The sequence below is a fragment of the Sedimentitalea sp. XS_ASV28 genome (assembly GCF_041224545.1).
GTDB lineage: Bacteria > Pseudomonadota > Alphaproteobacteria > Rhodobacterales > Rhodobacteraceae > Sedimentitalea.
On sequence record NZ_JBGFGP010000126.1, the window covers coordinates 18,213 to 34,589 of the forward strand.

The following is a 16,377-nucleotide window of genomic DNA, read 5'->3' on the forward strand; positions in this document are numbered from 1 at the left end:
TGCGGGCTTGAGCGACCCGGGCCTGCGTCTCTCGACATGATGAAGGACAATGGCGCCTGCGTGATGCCAGCGGCCATCCGGGTCTCTCCTTTTTTGCTCATCGATGTGGATCGCACGGGGTCGGCCCGGTCGTACCCTCCGCTGGCGCTCCGGCAAGCACAAGTACGGCTTCCACGCCTTTGGCGCGGACCCTCCGTATTTGCGCTTGCGACCGGGCCTCTTGCCCCCGTGCTGGCAGATCCCCATCGCAAAAAGGAGAAACCCAAATGACCAACCACTTCGTCGCCACCGTCCCCGTCAAGTTCACCGACAGCGACGGCCAGGAGCGCACCCGCTTCCAACGCGTCGGCGCCATGTTCCGCAACACCCGCAACGGCGATGGCTCGGAGTTCTTCAGCCTCAAGCTCGACTTCCCCGTCGCGGTCTCGGAGCTGGTGATGTTCCCGCCAAGCGCCAAGGAACCCCAGGACTGAACGCCTCCCCGAGGATTGGGCCGCCATCCGGCGGCCCTTTCCCTGTTTCAGGGAAGGCTTCGCGATCCGTTGTGACACCTGCCTTGAGCCGGGGTCACGAGCAAGAAGGGCAGGACCGCGGTGCGGTCCTGAGGACTGTGGTTGCTGAAGGGGCCGCGACAGACCTGCCAGCCAGCCTCAAGGGGGCCATCCCCAAAAACAGCCAGGCTCTGCCTGCCGGTTTTTGCGGCAGAGATTTGGCGGGCCAAATCTGGCCACCCTTGACCCTGTCCGTCAGCCCCGTCGGTGAGGGTCTGCGCCGCCCCCTCGCTTCCGTCCGAACACATGCGTGTTCGGTCTGAACCTCGGGCACGGGCATGAAGAAATGCGGTTTGGGTGAGAGGCGGAGAAGGGGTCTCTTTCGGGCCCTTCGGGCCGCGGCCTCGCGCCCCCGATTTCATCAGGGCCGCTCGGCCTGAAACGGAATACGAGGCCGCATCTGCTGAATCTACAAGAATATAGTATTGACCTGTTGTTATAGTTTCGTAAGATGGTTGCGACCTCGTATGAAGGTGGCAGGAAATAGGGGGGCTTTCTTCGCATGACCCGGACCAGGAGACTGACCGAGACTGAGCGCATGGAGATCGTCCGTGCGGCCGGAGAAGGTGTCTCGACGTCGGAGCTGGCGACGAAGTTCGGGGTCACACCAAGGTCCATCCAGTACACGCTGAAGGCGGACGACGAGCGCCAGCGGGATGCGGCCGTTGCGACGGCTGCCGTGACCGTGAAGCTCACCCCTGAGGAGCTCGGCGCCTTTGATGAGGTCCTGGCATTGGCGGGAGTTGAGACCCGCACGGAGGGGCTCAGGCGACTCATCCAGGCGGCAGGTGGAACCTTCGTTCCGGACGCCCAACTGGCCGCCGAGATGGCCCGCTACCGCGCCTCTCTGCATGAGGTCGGCAACGGCGTCGTGCAGATCGCCAAACAGATGACACATGCCAACCGGATGGGGCAGGGGGCGGGCTCCGAGTTCTCCGAATTGCGCCTCGCGCAGATGCGCGGGCTGGCGCGTTTCATCCTGGATTCCGCCGACGAGATCGACCTGCTGCTGCGCCGCCGGCGCGACGCGATGCAGCTGCAAGCGACAGCCGCTTTGAGGGAGTTCGCCCATGCGGCTGAATGATGCGGTCCATAACGTCACCGGCGAGGTCTTCCGGGACGGCTGGAGCCGTATCCGGGGCTCAATGCAGGGGCTGCATGTCTCCAATCAGAAGCAGCTCGTGCGGGCCGCAGCCGGCCACCGGGCGGCGGTCTTCAAGGCGATCCGGAGCGGGGGCACGCATACCAAATCCCAGCTCGCAAACCAGCTCGATTACCTCACCACCAAGTCCTCTCATATCGTGGACTCAAGCGGCTTCCTGGATGGGAAGGCGAAGCTTGGATCGCCGGAGGTGAAGGACCTGACCGAGCGCTTCGCCAAGCGTTGGAGCGCCGGGTTCAAACCCAAGCTCGGGCAGACCACCCACATGCTGATGTCCTTCCCCGTAGGCACGCGGGGAGAGGATGTGCGGGACATTTCCTCGACTGTGGCGGAGCGCTTCTTCCAGACCGACCAGGGGCACTTCGACTACATCATCGCGGTCCACGAGGACCGGGATCATCCGCACGCGCATATCGTCCTGAACCGCCGGTCGCAGGAGGGCGAGTTCTTCTTCCTCGGGCGAGACCACCGGTTCAACTATGACGATTTCCGCCTCGCCATGGTCGAGGAGGCGGAAAAGTTTGGTGTTCGGCTCGAAGCCACCCGGCGTCTGGATCGGGGCGTGGTGCACTATTCGCCCCGGACGCGTGAGGTCTACGCGGCGAAGGAAGAGGGGCGCAAGCCGGAGCCGCGCCCGCGCGTGGGCGCTGACCTGGACCGCGCGCTCGAAGAGATTGCGAACACGCGGATCGTCTACCACTCACTCGCCGCTGAAGCCTCGTCCGACAACCGGGAGGACATCGCCGACGCCTTGTTCCGCGCCGGGGAGCTTCTGGCGAAGGGCGGCAAACTCATGTCTGAAGGAGGGGTCTACATGGCCGAGGAGCAATCGTTCGAGGATCTGAGAACCCGCTACGCCGAACAGGTCGAGCGCATCCAGGGCATGATCGCCGAGAAGCCCGAGACCGAGCGGCCGAGGCTCGAGCGCAGCCTGAACGAAATCCAGTCGCGGCTGGCGCATATGCAGCCGCTTGGGCTTCGGTCCGTAACGCTGACGGAACAGCCCTCCGAAGGCGGGGTCTATTCCGAGGTCAATATCGACCGCGACCAGCTGGATCGGTTGCGGGAGCCGGAGGTCCGGGCGCAGGTCGATACCGCGCTTCGGGGGACCGGGATCAGCGGTTCGGTGGTCGTGGCCCGTATGGAGACCGGCGCGCAGAATGCCGCGTTGGAGCGGCAATGGATCACCGACGATCTGGCACGCGTGGCCGAGAAAGACGGTCTCAACCTCGAACGTCGCGAGGATCTGGAGACGGCGCGCGAGACCCTCAACCGGGCCCATGTCCAGCTCGGCATCGCGCTCGAGCGACATCAGGTCCTGCGTCAGGACGGGGTGATCGACGAGGCGCGGGAAGCTCAGCTCAACCTTCGTGAGGAGCGTCCTTTGGACGAGCGGGAAAGTAAAGCCGTTGAGGCCAGGCCGATTGCTGACGCGGACCTCCGGCGGATCGTCGATCACGAGCGGGCCGGCAACCTGCATTCGCCGTTCCAGGATGACGGTCAGCGCTTGAGCTATCGCGAAGCGGTTGAGCGGGACCTTGATGACGCGCGGATCGAGCGGCTTCGGGACGGCGATGCCGACGTTTTGAAAGACCAGATCGAAGATCGCCTCGACCGGCTCTATGCCGCCAAGGCCTATCTGCAATCGGATGCGTCGACCGCCAACAGCGAGGCGACGCGGGCCGTGGTCGAGGAGATCGCGGACCGGGAATACGAACTCCATCGCGCCGATCTGGTCGATGGTGAGAGCGAACGCGGGGAGACGCATTGATGGGGCCGATGGGAAAGGGCCGCCTTGCCATCGGTGTGGCGCTGGTCACATTGGTTGCCGTCGCAATCGGCTATGTCATCGCTTCGGCCGTCATGAACCTCAAGGACCTCGGCTTCCAAGCGGAGATCGATTTCTTCTACATCGCGCAGAATTACCGGGCTATCGGCGCCGTTCGACCGGACGACTTCCGGCTGATCAATCTGATCATGGGCGGGGCAGGGGTCACGGGCCTCATGATGAGCCTTGCCATGTCCGGCTCGGCGCTCACGCGCTTCGGCTATACCCATTGGCAGACGCGACGGGAGATGAAGCGGAACGGGTTCTTCGGGAAGCCCGGCACCGGCTTTGTGATTGGCAAGCTGGGTAAGCCGAACTCCCGCGCCCCTTTCCTCTGCTCCAAGACCTTCCCGCATGCATTGATCGTCGCCCCGACGGGTCGCGGCAAGACGACGGGCTTCGTCATTCCGAACCTGCTGATCTGGCAGGGCTCCGCCGTCGTGCTCGACGTGAAGGGCGAGTGCTTCGAGGCATCGGCACGCCACCGCGCCGCGCAGGGCGACACAGTCTACCGCTTCGCGCCGACGGATTGGGAGAACAAGCGGACGCACCGCTACAACCCGCTCCTGCGCATCTGCGAGCTCGAAGACCCGGCGCGCCAGCAGATGGAGCTGCAACTCCTGGCGACGCTTTTCCTGCAGAACGACAACGACCGCGTCCAGGGCCTCCTGAAAGGCGGGATCGATCTCTTCGTCGCCGCTGGCCTCCTTGCCTTCCAGCGACGCCGGCCGACCCTCGGTGAGATTTACCGCATCGCCGCCTCGGGCGGGAACAAGCAGAAGGAGTATCTCGCGCGCTCCCACGAGGTCCGGAACGCGGCCGCCAGGCTGATATTCACGCGGCTTGCCTCCACAAACAACGACACGCTGACATCCTACGTCTCGCTGCTGATGACCTCCGGTCTCGATCAATGGCAGAACCCGGCGATCGATGATGCGACTTCGGTGTCGGATTTCGATTTCCGGACCATCCGCAGGAAGCCGTTCAGCGTCTACCTGGTCGTCCAGCCGCTCATGGTGAAGCCGCTGGCGCCGTTGATCCGGCTCTTCTTCTCCGATCTGCTCTCTGCGCTCCAGGACAAGGAGCCGGGTCCTGATGAGCCCTGGCCGGTGATGATCATGCTCGACGAGTTTAACCGGCTCGGAAAGATGCCGATCGTGGCCGAGAGCATCGAGGTACTGCGGCACTATCGTGGCCATCTCGCAGTGGTCACCCAGACGATTCCCGCCATCGATGAAATCTACGGCGAGAACACACGGCGGGCGTTGCAGGGGAATGCCGGCATCAAGCTCTACCTGACGCCGTCCGACGAGAAGACCATCGAGGAGTTGAGCAAGGCGGTCGGCAAGACGACGAAGACCGTCGTCACGCGGTCCCGCGCAGTCGGTAAGAATCCGTTCGAAGGCCGCAGCCAGTCCGAGCGGACGGAGGAAGTGTCGCTCTTGCCCGAGGATGAGGCGCGTCGTCTTCCGCTCGACGAGATCGTCGTCGTGGTCGATGCGCAGATGCCGGTCCGGGCGAAGCGCGTCGTGTATTTTGAAGACCCGTTTTTCAAGGGGATTCACGCGGCGCAGGAGGGGGAGCTGCCGTTCCCGGAACGGCCGGTTGGACCGATGGGCGAATTGCCGTTAAGTGTCCGCGCAATGCCGACCGCTCCGCGAGGACGTGGGATTGGCGACAGCGAAAAAGTGGGCGAGGGCGCAGATCAGGCGGCGAGCATGCCCTCTTCAGATCGGAGACGTGCCGACAACCGGAAGAACCTGGCTGCGGCAATCTCCGAGGACCTACGGCAAATCGAAATGGATTTTGTGGGCCAGGAAACGCTTCGGCTCGATGATTCGACGGGGGCGGGTGTCGCGCAAATTGAAGAAGCTTTGAGCGAGTTGGACCAGCTGGAGAGCGAGGTTTCGGGTTTAGCGGAGACGGTCAGGAGCGTTGGGTAAGGGCTGAACGCCAGTTGAGATGCTGTTCGGTCAAGGTGCAGAGAATGGCCGGAGAGTGCCCACCTTGTCTGGTGCTGCAAACTGTTCAAAGGGACGCGGTTCGCCAAAAGCTGCCATTCCTCTCCCAAGGGCATGTCCTGAGGTTCGATCCTGTGTTCAATTGCAGAGCATCTCTTTAACTGCCTGCTTTTCTAGACGCACCGCAATCCCCCAGTGCCAGTTTTTCGCGTTCTCAGAAATATGCCAGCGATTGGGCTTCCGCAGACGCCTTGGAACGCAAACGTGTGGGTCACTAAACATTGGCTCGACCTCAACGTGGAAAATCAAACCATCGAACCGATGTCGGATGCATAACTCGGATAGGCAAAGATCAAGCCCTTGATCTGGTTTGCCGTCATCCCGGCCTTCATCGCCATCGCTAATAGGTTGATCTGTTCTTCGGCACCGGGACCGATGAGATGCGCGCCAAGGATTTTACCGGTGCCTTTCTCGACCAATACTTTGTAGCCGGACCGACGCGCTCCTACCCGCATCGAGGAATACCAGCCATCAGTCTTCTCGAAATGCGTCTCGAATTCGAGGCCTTTTTCGCGCGCGGCCATCTCTGACAGGCCGACCGCGGCGACTTGCGGCAGCGTGAAGACCACGCTCGGGATCGGCGGGTAGGCCACGGCCCGCTCATCCTTTCCGGCCAGCAGGTTCTTGCCGGCGATCCGTCCCTCGTTGGCGGAGACAGGGGTCAGATTCGGGCCGCTGTCGGCGCAATCGCCTGCGGCGAAGATCGCAGGGTTTGTCGTGCGCATGTACTTCGACACCTTGATCCCGCGTCGGGAATACTCGACGCCCGCGGCTTCGAGGTTCAGATGGTCGATGTTCGGCACCCGACCGGTGGCATGCACGACCCGGTCGCAGATCACGGCTCTGACGCCTGACGATGTCTCGTAATCCACCTCGAACGTCTCGTCCGACCGTCGAATCTCCAGCACCTTCGCTTTGGTCTGCAGGTCGACGCCCAGTTCGTCGGTGGCCTCGGCCAACATCGCCACCAGATCTGGATCGAAGTTGCCCAGTGTGCGGTCCATCATCTCGATCACCGTCACCTCGGCGGCACCGGCGCGTTTCGAGATATGGGCGAATTCCATGGCGATGAAACCACCACCGACGAAGGCAATCCGCCGGGGCATGTCCGGCAACTCGAGGAAGTCGGTGCTGGTGATCAGATGCTCCTCGCCGGGGATATTCAACGTCATGGGCCGCGCACCGGTGGCGATATGGAAATGCCTGGCACGGTAGTCGGTGCCGTCGACCTTGACGGTATCAGGCCCGGTGAACCGTGCGCTGCCATGCAGGACCGTGATACCGACCTTCTCCAGTCCTTTTTCGATACGCGGCGGCATGGTGTCGGTGAAGGTGCGCTTGAAGGCGATCATGTCCTGCCATTGGACCGAGACATGCGCCTCGAGCCCCTTGCCCTGCATCGCCCGCGTCCATTCGACACCCTCGGTCACCGCGATTAGCATCTTCTTGGGGTCGCACCCCCTCAGCGCACAAGTACCGCCGAAGGGCAGGCAGTCGACGCTCGCCACCTTCCATCCCGCAGCCGCCGCCATCCGGGCAACGCCATTGCCACCAGTGCCGCCCCCAATCACCATCAGGTCGAATTGCTGAGACATGTCTGAATACTCCATTTCAAATATCGCGGCGCCGTTGCGCGGCCGTTTTCGGGATTGTCTGTGCTTCAGTTGCAGGATGCCTGTCCGGATTTCGCCATCTTCCGTCTAGGAACAAGACCCACGCCAAGCTCGCCGCAATGAGGGTTCCGATGAGAAGCACTGCGATGCCGACCTTGGACGAAAGCAATGTCGTGGCGCGCGAGGCGTAGTAGCCCACGGTATTGGCGATTTCGTCGGCCAGGGGAATGCTGCCAAGAAACAACCTGCCCCAGTAGAGCGCGATATAGAGGCCCGCCAGAAAGGTGAGGCCCCCGGCCAAGCGGCGCAGCAGTGTCGTTCGGCCCTGCACCAGCCGCGCGATCCCCGCCCCTGAAACGGTTCCAAGGACCGAGACCAGCGTCAGCACCGAAGCCGCGCCTGCCAGAAACGCGATGAGGCCAACCGGCGATACATCGTTCGCGACCAGAAACGACAGCCCGGCCACCGACATGAAGACCGGAAGTGTGCAGGATATGGAAGCGAGGCCATAGGAAACGCCAAAACCGAAGGCGCCGTATCGGGTGTTCACGCGGCGGCACGCCTCCACCACGCCGGAGCCCGGCAGACGCAAGTTCAAGACCCAGAGCGCCCCGATCAGTGCGAGGCCGAGGCCGAGCGTGACGCCGATCCAAGGTAAGGCAGACCCGAGCCAGTTGGCGCCGGTTGCAAGGATCGCGCCTGCGATGACAAAGATTGCCACGAAGCCGAGGCTGACTGCCGCACCCGCCAGAACCGAACGGACAAACCGCTCCACCACGGGCCGATCGGCATGGGCTGCCATTTCCCGCGCGAACCACGCCGGAAGCAGCGCGAAGCCGCAGGGGTTGACCGTTGCGACGGCACCGGCTGTGAAACTGTACAGGATCAGCGAATTCAATACTGATCCTCCCTGACGTCATCGTTCAGAAACGGCCGAAAGATCGCCGCTCCGAGCTGCACGCCTTCTTCCAGCGTGAGGTCGAATCCTCGGGTGGGGGCATGATTCTGAAGCCATGTCGCGAGGTGAGCAGGCGAACAGAACAGGCGCATAGTCTTGCACTGGCTGTCGGCGGCGCAGGTGCCGACCTCGGTCACGCCGGCCCAGACGCGGGCCGCGCGGCTTGACGCGGCCTCGATCGTCAGGCCGTCGGCTGCAACGGTGACGGATGTGGACACCTGACAGACCGGACACCGGCATGAAACCTCAGTCCTGCGACTTGTCATAGCCGCGACGCCGAGCGCGTCAATGGCACAGACCGCATGCATGCCGACCCCTTCCACCGAAACCCCGAAATCCGTTGCAACCGTGGAAAAAGGGTATGCCAGCGCGATGCCGCCGTCCCGAACATGCACCAGATCACGCTTGCCCAGATCCTCCAGAACGTCATCCGAAAACGCTGCGATGTCCGGTGGACGTCCATGGCTGAGAAACGCAGACAGTATTTGGTGGTGCGCCGACTGCGATGCGCGCAAGAGCCCGTTCCATCGTGACGCCAAACGAGCCTCGGTCAGAAGCGCCGAAAGCGCCTCGTTGACCCTGGCGCTGGTTACCAGCGACGGGTCGGGGACTCCGGCGGTTTGAGTCGTTGTCATGGCGCCTCCGCTGCTTCTTTCACGGCCCGACCTGTCGCGGCCGCTTCCCGTTCTTCGGTTCCGGCAGAGCCCTCGCGGTGCGCAAGTAGCTTTGGAAGCTCCGACAAAGATTGGGCACGAGCCGCTTCAATCAGCGATTGAGACGCGGAAAGGTCGAGGAATCCGGTTTCGTTCTCAAGACGCGGCACGATGCGGATGACATCGATGCCTTCGGCTTGGAGCGCTAGGTCCGCACGGTGTTTGCGCGCGAGCGCAATTTCGAAGGAGCGGCCGAGAATTCCAGTCAGACCCATCGGCGGACGGCGGCAGGGATTGGCACAGGCGCATTCGATTATCAATGCCCGGCAATGCCCCAGATCCGCGGCACGACCCAAGGGCGCGTTGTCGGCAATGCCCCCGTCAATGTGCAAGTGCCCGTTCAGTGTGATCGGCGGAAATATCCCCGGCAGACTCATCGACGCGAGCAGTGGTCCGATAATGTCGCCCTCGTCTTCCTAGTAGCAGGCCTTGCCGGTCGCGAGATCGGTCGTGACGATAACGAGCGGGATTTTCAGATCCTCGAATTTCCGAACAGGCAACGCGTGGTGCAGGAACCGTCGGAGTGCAGAGAGCGACAAGAGGCCGGGTTTTGTGCGCGGGTGAAGGAGCCATCTCCAATTCGGACGAAACAGACGCCAGAGACGCGCGGTGCACCACAAGGACGCGAGATTAGCTGGTGACATGCCGCCGGCCAGGAACGCGCCGTTCAAGGCTCCGATAGATGTGCCGAGGATGCGATCGTATCCGACGCCGAGGTCTTCCAGAGCCTGCGCGAAACCCACTTCGAGCGCGCCGTGACCGCCACCGCCGCAGAGAACCAGCGCATCTCCGCTGCAAGGCTCAGCCTGACCGATCTGCGCGTCGGCGACGGGCAACTACTCCGCCGGAACGCTGTTCCGCTCCCGCTTGGGTATCTCGCCTCGAAACTTGGCCGCCCCGGTGCTTCCGGATGCCCAGGTCTTCGCCCGGCGCCGGTGGTCGGACCAGCAGCCGACTCCGAACGCGGCCAGGATGACGCCGCCGGCCTGCACCCAACCGTTCCCGGCCAGCGCCGAGATGGCGCTGCCAAGGCTCACACCGCCAAGTGCAAGCAGCAAGACGCCGCAACAGACAGCCTTGAGAGCCAGAAGACCGGCGAGCCCCGTTTTTTCATTGCTCATGTGTGCCTCCTATCCTGCTATCCGCTGCGGACCGCCAGACCTCGACCGAGTCCTAAATTTGGTTCTGATCGCGCCGGCGCCCGAGGCATTCTTCATCTCCCCCTTATGCCCTCGCGCGCACCGCTGTTATCGAAGCGTCTAGCTGTACTTACCGTCGCGCTCGGTCAGGGCGATGATACCCCACGCGCCGACGCCAATGGCGGCGCCCAGCCATTTCCACCCTTCTCCTCCTAGCGGCAGGAGGCCGTAGCCATAGCCGAGGACCGGCAGCGTCATCAGCAGGAAGAACGGCCCGGTCCAGAAGCAATGGGCCCGGCTGCACCTCCGGGCATTCCAAAGACAGGCTGCGCCCATCCACAGCAGCCCCGCCACCCAGACCCATGTCTTGACCGGGTGCGGCACGCCAATCACGGCGACCATCGCGGCGATCGGCAGCCCCCAGGCGATCAGCGTGCCGGGTAGGGTGGCCAGGAAATCCTGCTTCTTGCCGTCCATGGCCTCACCCCGCGCAGCAACTCAGCTTTGCCACGTCCTTGTCGAACGTCTGTGCGGCGAGCTTCAGGCCCTCGACCGTGGTTAGGTAGGGGAAGATCGTCTCGCCAAGCGCCTTGGTGGTCATCCCCATTTTTAGGGCCATCGCAAGCGTCTGGATCGTGTCGGCCCCCTCCGGTGCCACGATTTGCCCGCCCAGCAGGCGGTCGGTCTTTGCGTCGGCGACCAGCTTGATCAGCCCGCGCGTATCCCGAGCCGCCAGCGCGCGAGGCACGTTGTCGAGCCCGATGACGCTGGTCTTGACCTCATTCCTGGCCTCAATCGCCTGCGCTTCGCTGAGGCCCACGCCCGCCACCTGCGGGTCGGTAAACACGACCCAGGGCATCGCGGTGTTGTCGTAGGCCATCGGCTGCAGCCCGAGCGCATTGTTGACCGCGATCTTGGCGCCGTAAGCGGCCATGTAGACGAACTGATCCCGGTCGGTCACGTCACCGGCGGCGTAGACGCCGGGCCGCGTCGTGCCCATGTCGGGGCCGACCCGGATCGCACCGCGCGGATTGGTCTCGATGGCGAGTTCCTTCAGTCCAAGGCCGTCGGAGTTGGAGACGCGCCCAGTGGTCGCCACAAGCCGCGCGGCGGTGAGGGCCTCGGGGTTGCCGTCGCGCTCGATGGTCAGCGCTACGCCGCCATCTCGGGCGGCGACCTCGCGATAGCTCAGGCCGGTTTCGATGCGGATGCCCTCGGCGCGCAGCGCCTCGGTCAGTGCCTCGGCAACCTCCGGCTCGGCCCCCGGCAACAGGCGCGAACGGGTGACGAGTGTGACATTCACCCCCAGCCGCGATGCCATTTGCGCCAGTTCGCAGCCGATGTAACCGCCGCCCAGCACGATGATGCTGTCGGGGCGTTCGGGCAGGGTCAGCAGAGAGGTGCTGTCTAGCACATCGACCGCGTCGATCCCCGGAATATCGGGCATGTGCGGGCGCGATCCGGTGGCGATGATGATGCGATCGGCCGTGAACGTGCGCCCTCCAACTTCGACGCCCCCCTCGACCAGTTGCGCGGGCCCTTCCTCGATATAGGTCAGGCCTTCGTATTCGGGCAGCAGGCTGATGTATTTCCTGTCGCGCATCTCATCCACCAGATCCGTGGTGCCGGCCACAAGCGCGGACCAGTCGACCGAGGGCGTGCAAGGCGCGATGCCTGGGAACCGGCCTGCGGCGGATGCGCCATGTACCGCCTCGGCGGCCCGGATCATCGCCTTGGACGGCACGCAGCCGACATTGACGCAGGTGCCGCCGATGGTGCCGTGGCCAACTAGAGCTACCCGCTTGCCCGCTTCAGCGGCGGTGATCGAGGCGGAAAACCCGGCCGAGCCCGCGCCGACGACGATCAGGTCGTAGGAGCCCTTGCGGTCGCCACCGCCGTCACAACAATCCTTCATGTCAGAATTCCTCTTGAGTCCGGGCTGCGTCGGGGCGCCGGGTTAGCAGGTATAGGATGGCACCAATCGCGATGAGCGGCGTCGCCATGATTGTCATGCCCCAGAAGAGGCTGACGATTGAACAACACCCCATCACCTGAGGTGCTATTGGAATGATACCTCCCATCTGAGTCATCATCTCTCTCCTTGCATTGCCGCCGGAGTGCTCGCGGTGCCTGGTTGCTGTCCTCGCGCGCGCCGTTCCCTGGCACGATGGGAAAACGATGCCTTGAAAGCTTCAATTCGTCTTGGCATCCGCCGGCCTTGTTGCCCGACGTTCGGCCTGTCGTAGCCACAGCGCATATCCTGCAACCGCCAGCGCCGCGGCGACCGAAATCCGCAATGCATAGCGAAACTCGAGCCAGAAGAGCAGCGCCGAGAGTGCCGCCACGGCGGCGATAATCAGGTTGCGCGGGCAAGGTCCCGGTTTCCCTGCCTGAAGCCAGAGCGCGTGCGCGACCACGCCAAGCGACGCGAAAAGCAGCGGAAACAGCGCGTAGTCAAGCCATCCCACCAGCGCCGACAGGCCGACCCCGGCGAACATCACCACAAGAAGCGGCGTGAAACAGCAGATTGCGGCGATGACGCTGCCAATCAGGCCGCGCCGAAGCAATTTCTTGTCGTTCATTCCAGTCTCTTAGGTTCGTGCCATTACGATTCCGGCACCGCGCCGAGCACGCGACCGGGGTAGCCGTATTCCATTGTCGCGTCGGCAATTGCCTCGGGGGTCGTCACGGCATCGTCATAGGACAGGATATACACCGCCATCTGGGCTGATGCGTCGTAGTCGGCCTCAAGGATCTCCACGCTGTCCACTGACTCAAGCGCCGTGGCCGCGATATAAGGGCAGGATGGGCAGGACAGCCCCGAAACCTCGATCCCTACCTGCTGCTCGGCGGCGTTTGCGGCGGACGCCGCCAGGAACGCCGCCAGTGCTATTGCCAATCTTTTCATGTGCGGGCCTCTCTCAGTAGGTCAGGATGTAAGGGGTTATGTAGGGAAAGATCATCGCAACCGCCGTGACCACGGCCGCCAGCCACAGCGACGCCTTCATAACAGTGCGGTTGACGGGTCGCGCGCAGGCGGCATCTTCACGGCATTCGCCGCGCTCGGATTGGCGAACCTTCCAGAAACCGTAGCCGATCAGGCCGGATGCGATCGCGAATGTGTACCATTTGTAGGCGTAGAGCGCCGTGAGTTGGGCGATCCAAACCCCGCCCACACCGAAGCTCACCAGCACCAGAGGCAGGATGCAGCACGATGTCATGGCAAGCGCGCCTATCAGCGCGCCGCTGGTCGAGGCCCAGGCTTTTCGGTCGGTCGCCTGCCTCTCTTCGAAGCCCGCCACTCGAGCTTCGGTTGTTGTTTCCGTCATGTTCGAATCATCCTTGCCTGGTTGATGAATCCAAATTACCCTCTGTAGTTGATACAGGCTCAATGGGTGAAAGCATGAAAAATGATCACAGAAAGGTGAGCGTTCTACGTCGTTCCGACCTGGCGCGTCTCACCGGGTGCAACCTGGAGACAATCCGCTATTACGAGAATATTGGCATCATGCCCGACCCGCCGCGGACCGCAAAGAACTACCGCGCGTATGACGACACGCATGTCGCGCGGCTAAGGTTCGTGATGAGGTCGCGGGATCTGGGATTCACGCTCGAGGAAATCCGCGACCTTCTCGGTCTGGTAGACGGCAGGGCGGGGACATGCGCCGATGTGCAGGCGATGGCCACCCGCCACATCGAGTCCGTACGCGCCAAGATCGTCGACTTGAAGCGTATCGAGACCGTACTGACCGAAACAGTCTCACAATGCACGGGCGATGATGTGCCAGAGTGTGCGGTGATCGACGCGCTTGCAGAAGTCGCGTGAAACGGCATCACTGCAAAATCTCGGCGCCCATCAGCCAGACGGCCAAGGGAACAGGCGCGGTTGCCAGAGTCAGTGTCAGAAGAATTGCCGGGTATGAATACAATCGGCTTAGACCGGCCACGAGTAAAATGCCGCCGCCGCCGCCGATCAGGCTGTTGCCAGGGATGTTGATGAGCAGCGCCAGCAGGATGTAACGGTGCCCGATGATCCAGCGTCCCACCCATCTCGGCACCGCATTCTGCAAGGTTTGTAATCGGGCGGGGCGATCGAGATCCTTCATTGCGTCAACAAAGGCGCAGGCACGCGGAAGACCCATGCGCCGTAAAAATGCGCAGGGAAGCGTTGTCGCGAAAGCCGAACCCAACCCATAAGAGATACTCAAACTCGCCACAGTGGCGGCGTGAACGAAAGGTGCGGCCGCCGCGCCCTGCATGATGAGCAGAGAGAGACCGATCTCGACTCCCGGTACGAAGGGAACCGCCAGCAGCACAGCGTAGACAGCAAGTGCGCCAAGGGCGACCAGGGCGTCGCCTGACATTCCCGTGCTAAGACGTGCCTCGGCGAGGTCAGCGAGGCCACGCGCGGCAATATAGTTGAACAGGACCACGCCTGCGATCAGCAGTATCCACCGCAGAAATATCCATCGCCGGGCAGTAGGCGACCGCCCCGAATAAACGTTGTGACCGGGCGTCCTGTTGTCAACAGTGCCGTTGTCGCTGGGAGGGGACATACTCACCCCCTACGGCCCATGCGGTGCCATGTTCGGCAGTTCAGCTCCGGTGGCGAGGTATCGACCGAACCAATCCCGGATCATTGACTGAACTTCCAGTTCGTACTCACTCAGACCGTGATCTCCGCCCTCCAGCATGACCAGACGAAAAGGAATTTGTTCGCCAAGTAGCAGTTCAGCGATCTTTAGCGAGTCAGTCGGGGAAACACGCCAATCGGCGGTTCCATGCACTATGAGGATAGGTGTCGATCTTGGGAATCGTGCCACGAGATTGACCGCCGAGCGCGATTCGAGGGCCGCCTGTAGTTCGCCGCCATTGTGGCTAAAGGCTTGCGAGTAGACTTGCATCATTTCCGGCCGGGTGTTCAGCCCGGCGGCAAGATCGGTCGGCCCGGCGAGCACCACGGCCGCACGGATGCGATTGGTCCGGGTCAAGGCAAGGTAGGTCATCATGCCGCCGCGGCTATGGCCTATCATGCCAATTCGTGATCCGTCCACCGACGCCATATCCGGCAAAACCTCGAGCAGCGACAAGACATCCGCAACGTCTTCACCGCCAAACTCGTCGTGTCCCGCAGCGCCCGCGGTGCCGCGGTATTGGCTCGCGGTGATGACGTAGCCTTCAGCCGCCAGGTCAGCCAATTGGAAAAAAGTAAGGTCCGGGGCAAGCATGCCAAAGTCACCGTAGCCACCTCTTGTAGATGATGGCCGGGTGAGGACCGGGTTGATGCGGCACAAACAGAAACCCGGAAACAGGGATTCCCCCACAGTCATAGGTGATTTCGTGGATGGTCACACGATCAAGCGCATCCCAGTTCAACAAGGGTAATCCCCTCAGGGTATCCTGCGCGACAGCCACCGAAACCAGGCGATCGCTCAGAATCCCGCCGCCGGACAATAGCTCTGACCCGCGCTCGGCGCTGGCAGTGGAAGTCGCCATCAACAGGATTCCGACCAAAAGGGCCGAAACTTTCGTAACTTGTGCGACGTGATGGCGTGAGGCCGAATATCAAGACCAGCTGTTCTGCAGATGACTATCAATTTTTGATCCTGAACATGCCATTTGCACGAGCGTACGCTCTGTAACCGATACAGAGTCAAGCGCAAAATCATAGGCGGCTCGAAATAATTTCCGCGAGCTGGTTTGGGTCAGATCACTTTGCCGATGACAGGGTGATTCCGCTTGTTGCGGCTCTCATGAGTACTGTGAAGCGGCCATAAAATAACGTTGGATACTGCGAGGGCCACCACCTACGATTACCTCGTTAATCGGCGAACGCAAATTGGTGCCTTGATCTAGGGAGGAGGGGATATCATCGACGCCCGAAAACTCTCGAACACTACAAATTGAATCCGCTCTCGAACAGGTCCACCTTGATAACCGGCAAAACAAAGCATAGCCATTATGGTATGACTTTTTTGACTCGTCTGATTCTTGCCGCCGTCCTTGCCGCTTTCGCGGCAAGTTCGTTTGCGCACACGGCGGGCTCTGGTGCCATGGCAGCTGACATGATTGCCTCTGGTGCCACTATCACGGTTATGCCCGATTGTGACGCATGCGGCGATGCCGATGTGGACGGAACAGGCTTCGCGTGCGATTTCGTCTGCAACGCGGGCAATCTCACTGCAGCGCTTGCACCACAACTGCAGGACGTGTTTCAGGCTGGTTTTCATTTGCCTACGACGTCGGTGACGCACGACTTTCGCGGCCTCACCAGCCCTCCGGCCAAACAACCACCTCGAATCGATCTCTGATCTGACACACGGCGCTTAACCGCGTTTGGTGTGTCTCCACCTGTCGATCAAGCCCTTTGGCTTGGTCACGGGGATCTATTG

19 protein-coding genes and 1 pseudogene are annotated in these 16,377 nt (G+C 62.3%); 6 read left to right on the forward strand and 14 right to left on the reverse strand.

What is annotated here, in order from left to right:
* Positions 1–266 precede the first annotated feature (266 nt).
* The 4 genes from AB9K34_RS10365 to AB9K34_RS10380 all read left to right on the forward strand — a co-directional run bounded on the left by AB9K34_RS10365 (position 267) and on the right by AB9K34_RS10380 (position 5,484).
* Positions 267–473 carry a hypothetical protein gene (locus tag AB9K34_RS10365; RefSeq protein ID WP_369954352.1) on the forward strand — a complete coding sequence of 69 codons (207 nt, stop codon included), beginning with the start codon at positions 267–269 and terminating at the stop codon, positions 471–473.
* A 580-nt stretch (positions 474–1,053) separates the two neighbouring features.
* The gene (locus AB9K34_RS10370) at positions 1,054–1,635 is read left to right on the forward strand and encodes a helix-turn-helix domain-containing protein (protein WP_369954353.1); all 582 of its coding nucleotides are present in this window, start codon (positions 1,054–1,056) and stop codon (positions 1,633–1,635) included.
* A complete protein-coding gene (locus AB9K34_RS10375) occupies positions 1,622–3,484 on the forward strand; it encodes a relaxase/mobilization nuclease domain-containing protein (RefSeq protein ID WP_369954354.1) in 1,863 nt (620 codons plus the stop codon). The genes AB9K34_RS10370 and AB9K34_RS10375 overlap by 14 nt, the downstream gene beginning before the upstream one ends.
* An 8-nt stretch (positions 3,485–3,492) precedes the next feature.
* Complete coding sequence (locus AB9K34_RS10380; protein ID WP_369954422.1) at positions 3,493–5,484, forward strand: type IV secretory system conjugative DNA transfer family protein; 1,992 nt, start codon at positions 3,493–3,495, stop codon at positions 5,482–5,484.
* Positions 5,485–5,807: 323 nt separating this feature from the next.
* On the opposite strand, the gene AB9K34_RS10385 is transcribed toward AB9K34_RS10380, so the two are convergent.
* From AB9K34_RS10385 to AB9K34_RS10435, 11 genes and pseudogenes are all read right to left on the reverse strand, one after another.
* Positions 5,808–7,157, reverse strand: coding sequence for an NAD(P)/FAD-dependent oxidoreductase (locus AB9K34_RS10385; protein WP_369954355.1), 1,350 nt, complete (start codon positions 7,155–7,157; stop codon positions 5,808–5,810).
* 16 nt (positions 7,158–7,173) lie between these two features.
* Positions 7,174–8,073 carry a cytochrome c biogenesis CcdA family protein gene (locus tag AB9K34_RS10390; protein WP_369954356.1) on the reverse strand — a complete coding sequence of 300 codons (900 nt, stop codon included), beginning with the start codon at positions 8,071–8,073 and terminating at the stop codon, positions 7,174–7,176.
* The gene (merB, locus tag AB9K34_RS10395; protein WP_369954357.1) at positions 8,070–8,768 is read right to left on the reverse strand and encodes an organomercurial lyase; all 699 of its coding nucleotides are present in this window, start codon (positions 8,766–8,768) and stop codon (positions 8,070–8,072) included. The genes AB9K34_RS10390 and merB overlap by 4 nt, the downstream gene beginning before the upstream one ends.
* Positions 8,765–9,061, reverse strand: a complete 297-nt coding sequence (locus tag AB9K34_RS10400; protein WP_369954431.1) for a hypothetical protein — start codon at positions 9,059–9,061, stop codon at positions 8,765–8,767. Before AB9K34_RS10400 ends, merB begins: the two co-directional genes overlap by 4 nt.
* A gap of 84 nt (positions 9,062–9,145) precedes the next feature.
* Positions 9,146–9,682: pseudogene (locus AB9K34_RS10405) on the reverse strand (patatin-like phospholipase family protein); the annotation flags it as partial.
* Positions 9,683–9,967: a hypothetical protein gene (locus AB9K34_RS10410; RefSeq protein ID WP_369954358.1), complete on the reverse strand. Its 285-nt coding sequence runs from the start codon at positions 9,965–9,967 to the stop codon at positions 9,683–9,685. It abuts the pseudogene before it with no gap.
* A 138-nt stretch (positions 9,968–10,105) separates the two neighbouring features.
* Positions 10,106–10,462, reverse strand: a complete 357-nt coding sequence (locus AB9K34_RS10415; protein ID WP_369954359.1) for a hypothetical protein — start codon at positions 10,460–10,462, stop codon at positions 10,106–10,108.
* A gap of 4 nt (positions 10,463–10,466) precedes the next feature.
* Positions 10,467–11,900, reverse strand: a complete 1,434-nt coding sequence (merA, locus tag AB9K34_RS10420) for a mercury(II) reductase (protein WP_369954361.1) — start codon at positions 11,898–11,900, stop codon at positions 10,467–10,469.
* A 277-nt stretch (positions 11,901–12,177) separates the two neighbouring features.
* Complete coding sequence (merF, locus tag AB9K34_RS10425) at positions 12,178–12,567, reverse strand: mercury resistance system transport protein MerF (RefSeq protein ID WP_369954362.1); 390 nt, start codon at positions 12,565–12,567, stop codon at positions 12,178–12,180.
* 23 nt (positions 12,568–12,590) lie between these two features.
* A complete protein-coding gene (locus tag AB9K34_RS10430; RefSeq protein WP_369954363.1) occupies positions 12,591–12,893 on the reverse strand; it encodes a hypothetical protein in 303 nt (100 codons plus the stop codon).
* Positions 12,894–12,906: 13 nt separating this feature from the next.
* Positions 12,907–13,314: a mercuric transporter MerT family protein gene (locus AB9K34_RS10435; protein ID WP_369954364.1), complete on the reverse strand. Its 408-nt coding sequence runs from the start codon at positions 13,312–13,314 to the stop codon at positions 12,907–12,909.
* Between the two features lie 74 nt (positions 13,315–13,388).
* On the opposite strand from AB9K34_RS10435, the gene AB9K34_RS10440 reads away from it, so the two are divergent.
* A complete protein-coding gene (locus tag AB9K34_RS10440; RefSeq protein ID WP_369954365.1) occupies positions 13,389–13,811 on the forward strand; it encodes a helix-turn-helix domain-containing protein in 423 nt (140 codons plus the stop codon).
* 7 nt (positions 13,812–13,818) lie between these two features.
* On the opposite strand, the gene AB9K34_RS10445 is transcribed toward AB9K34_RS10440, so the two are convergent.
* The 3 genes from AB9K34_RS10445 to AB9K34_RS10455 are packed head-to-tail and all read right to left on the reverse strand — an operon-like array spanning position 13,819 to position 15,481.
* Positions 13,819–14,541 (reverse strand): hypothetical protein, encoded by a 723-nt coding sequence (locus AB9K34_RS10445; RefSeq protein WP_369954366.1) that lies wholly within the window; start codon positions 14,539–14,541, stop codon positions 13,819–13,821.
* A gap of 9 nt (positions 14,542–14,550) precedes the next feature.
* Positions 14,551–15,213: an alpha/beta hydrolase family protein gene (locus AB9K34_RS10450; protein ID WP_369954367.1), complete on the reverse strand. Its 663-nt coding sequence runs from the start codon at positions 15,211–15,213 to the stop codon at positions 14,551–14,553.
* Positions 15,214–15,220: 7 nt separating this feature from the next.
* Positions 15,221–15,481 carry a hypothetical protein gene (locus tag AB9K34_RS10455; protein WP_369954368.1) on the reverse strand — a complete coding sequence of 87 codons (261 nt, stop codon included), beginning with the start codon at positions 15,479–15,481 and terminating at the stop codon, positions 15,221–15,223.
* Between the two features lie 434 nt (positions 15,482–15,915).
* Here AB9K34_RS10455 and AB9K34_RS10460 point away from each other — a divergent pair, with 434 nt between their 5' ends.
* Positions 15,916–16,296, forward strand: coding sequence for a hypothetical protein (locus AB9K34_RS10460; protein ID WP_369954369.1), 381 nt, complete (start codon positions 15,916–15,918; stop codon positions 16,294–16,296).
* Positions 16,297–16,377 lie beyond the last annotated feature (81 nt).

Bases quoted from the DNA above. Each gene is read 5' to 3' on its own strand.
- merA (WP_369954361.1), bottom strand. From the start codon at position 11,900: ATGAAGGATTGTTGTGACGGCGGTGGCGACCGCAAGGGCTCCTACGAC.
- AB9K34_RS10375 (WP_369954354.1), top strand. From the start codon at position 1,622: ATGCGGCTGAATGATGCGGTCCATAACGTCACCGGCGAGGTCTTCCGG.
- AB9K34_RS10415 (WP_369954359.1), bottom strand. From the start codon at position 10,462: ATGGACGGCAAGAAGCAGGATTTCCTGGCCACCCTACCCGGCACGCTG.
- AB9K34_RS10365 (WP_369954352.1), top strand. From the start codon at position 267: ATGACCAACCACTTCGTCGCCACCGTCCCCGTCAAGTTCACCGACAGC.
- AB9K34_RS10435 (WP_369954364.1), bottom strand. From the start codon at position 13,314: ATGACGGAAACAACAACCGAAGCTCGAGTGGCGGGCTTCGAAGAGAGG.
- AB9K34_RS10385 (WP_369954355.1), bottom strand. From the start codon at position 7,157: ATGTCTCAGCAATTCGACCTGATGGTGATTGGGGGCGGCACTGGTGGC.
- AB9K34_RS10455 (WP_369954368.1), bottom strand. From the start codon at position 15,481: ATGGCGACTTCCACTGCCAGCGCCGAGCGCGGGTCAGAGCTATTGTCC.
- AB9K34_RS10410 (WP_369954358.1), bottom strand. From the start codon at position 9,967: ATGAGCAATGAAAAAACGGGGCTCGCCGGTCTTCTGGCTCTCAAGGCT.
- AB9K34_RS10450 (WP_369954367.1), bottom strand. From the start codon at position 15,213: ATGCTTGCCCCGGACCTTACTTTTTTCCAATTGGCTGACCTGGCGGCT.
- AB9K34_RS10370 (WP_369954353.1), top strand. From the start codon at position 1,054: ATGACCCGGACCAGGAGACTGACCGAGACTGAGCGCATGGAGATCGTC.
- merF (WP_369954362.1), bottom strand. From the start codon at position 12,567: ATGAACGACAAGAAATTGCTTCGGCGCGGCCTGATTGGCAGCGTCATC.
- AB9K34_RS10380 (WP_369954422.1), top strand. From the start codon at position 3,493: ATGGGAAAGGGCCGCCTTGCCATCGGTGTGGCGCTGGTCACATTGGTT.
- AB9K34_RS10400 (WP_369954431.1), bottom strand. From the start codon at position 9,061: ATGGGTCTGACTGGAATTCTCGGCCGCTCCTTCGAAATTGCGCTCGCG.
- AB9K34_RS10445 (WP_369954366.1), bottom strand. From the start codon at position 14,541: ATGTCCCCTCCCAGCGACAACGGCACTGTTGACAACAGGACGCCCGGT.
- merB (WP_369954357.1), bottom strand. From the start codon at position 8,768: ATGACAACGACTCAAACCGCCGGAGTCCCCGACCCGTCGCTGGTAACC.
- AB9K34_RS10430 (WP_369954363.1), bottom strand. From the start codon at position 12,893: ATGAAAAGATTGGCAATAGCACTGGCGGCGTTCCTGGCGGCGTCCGCC.
- AB9K34_RS10440 (WP_369954365.1), top strand. From the start codon at position 13,389: ATGAAAAATGATCACAGAAAGGTGAGCGTTCTACGTCGTTCCGACCTG.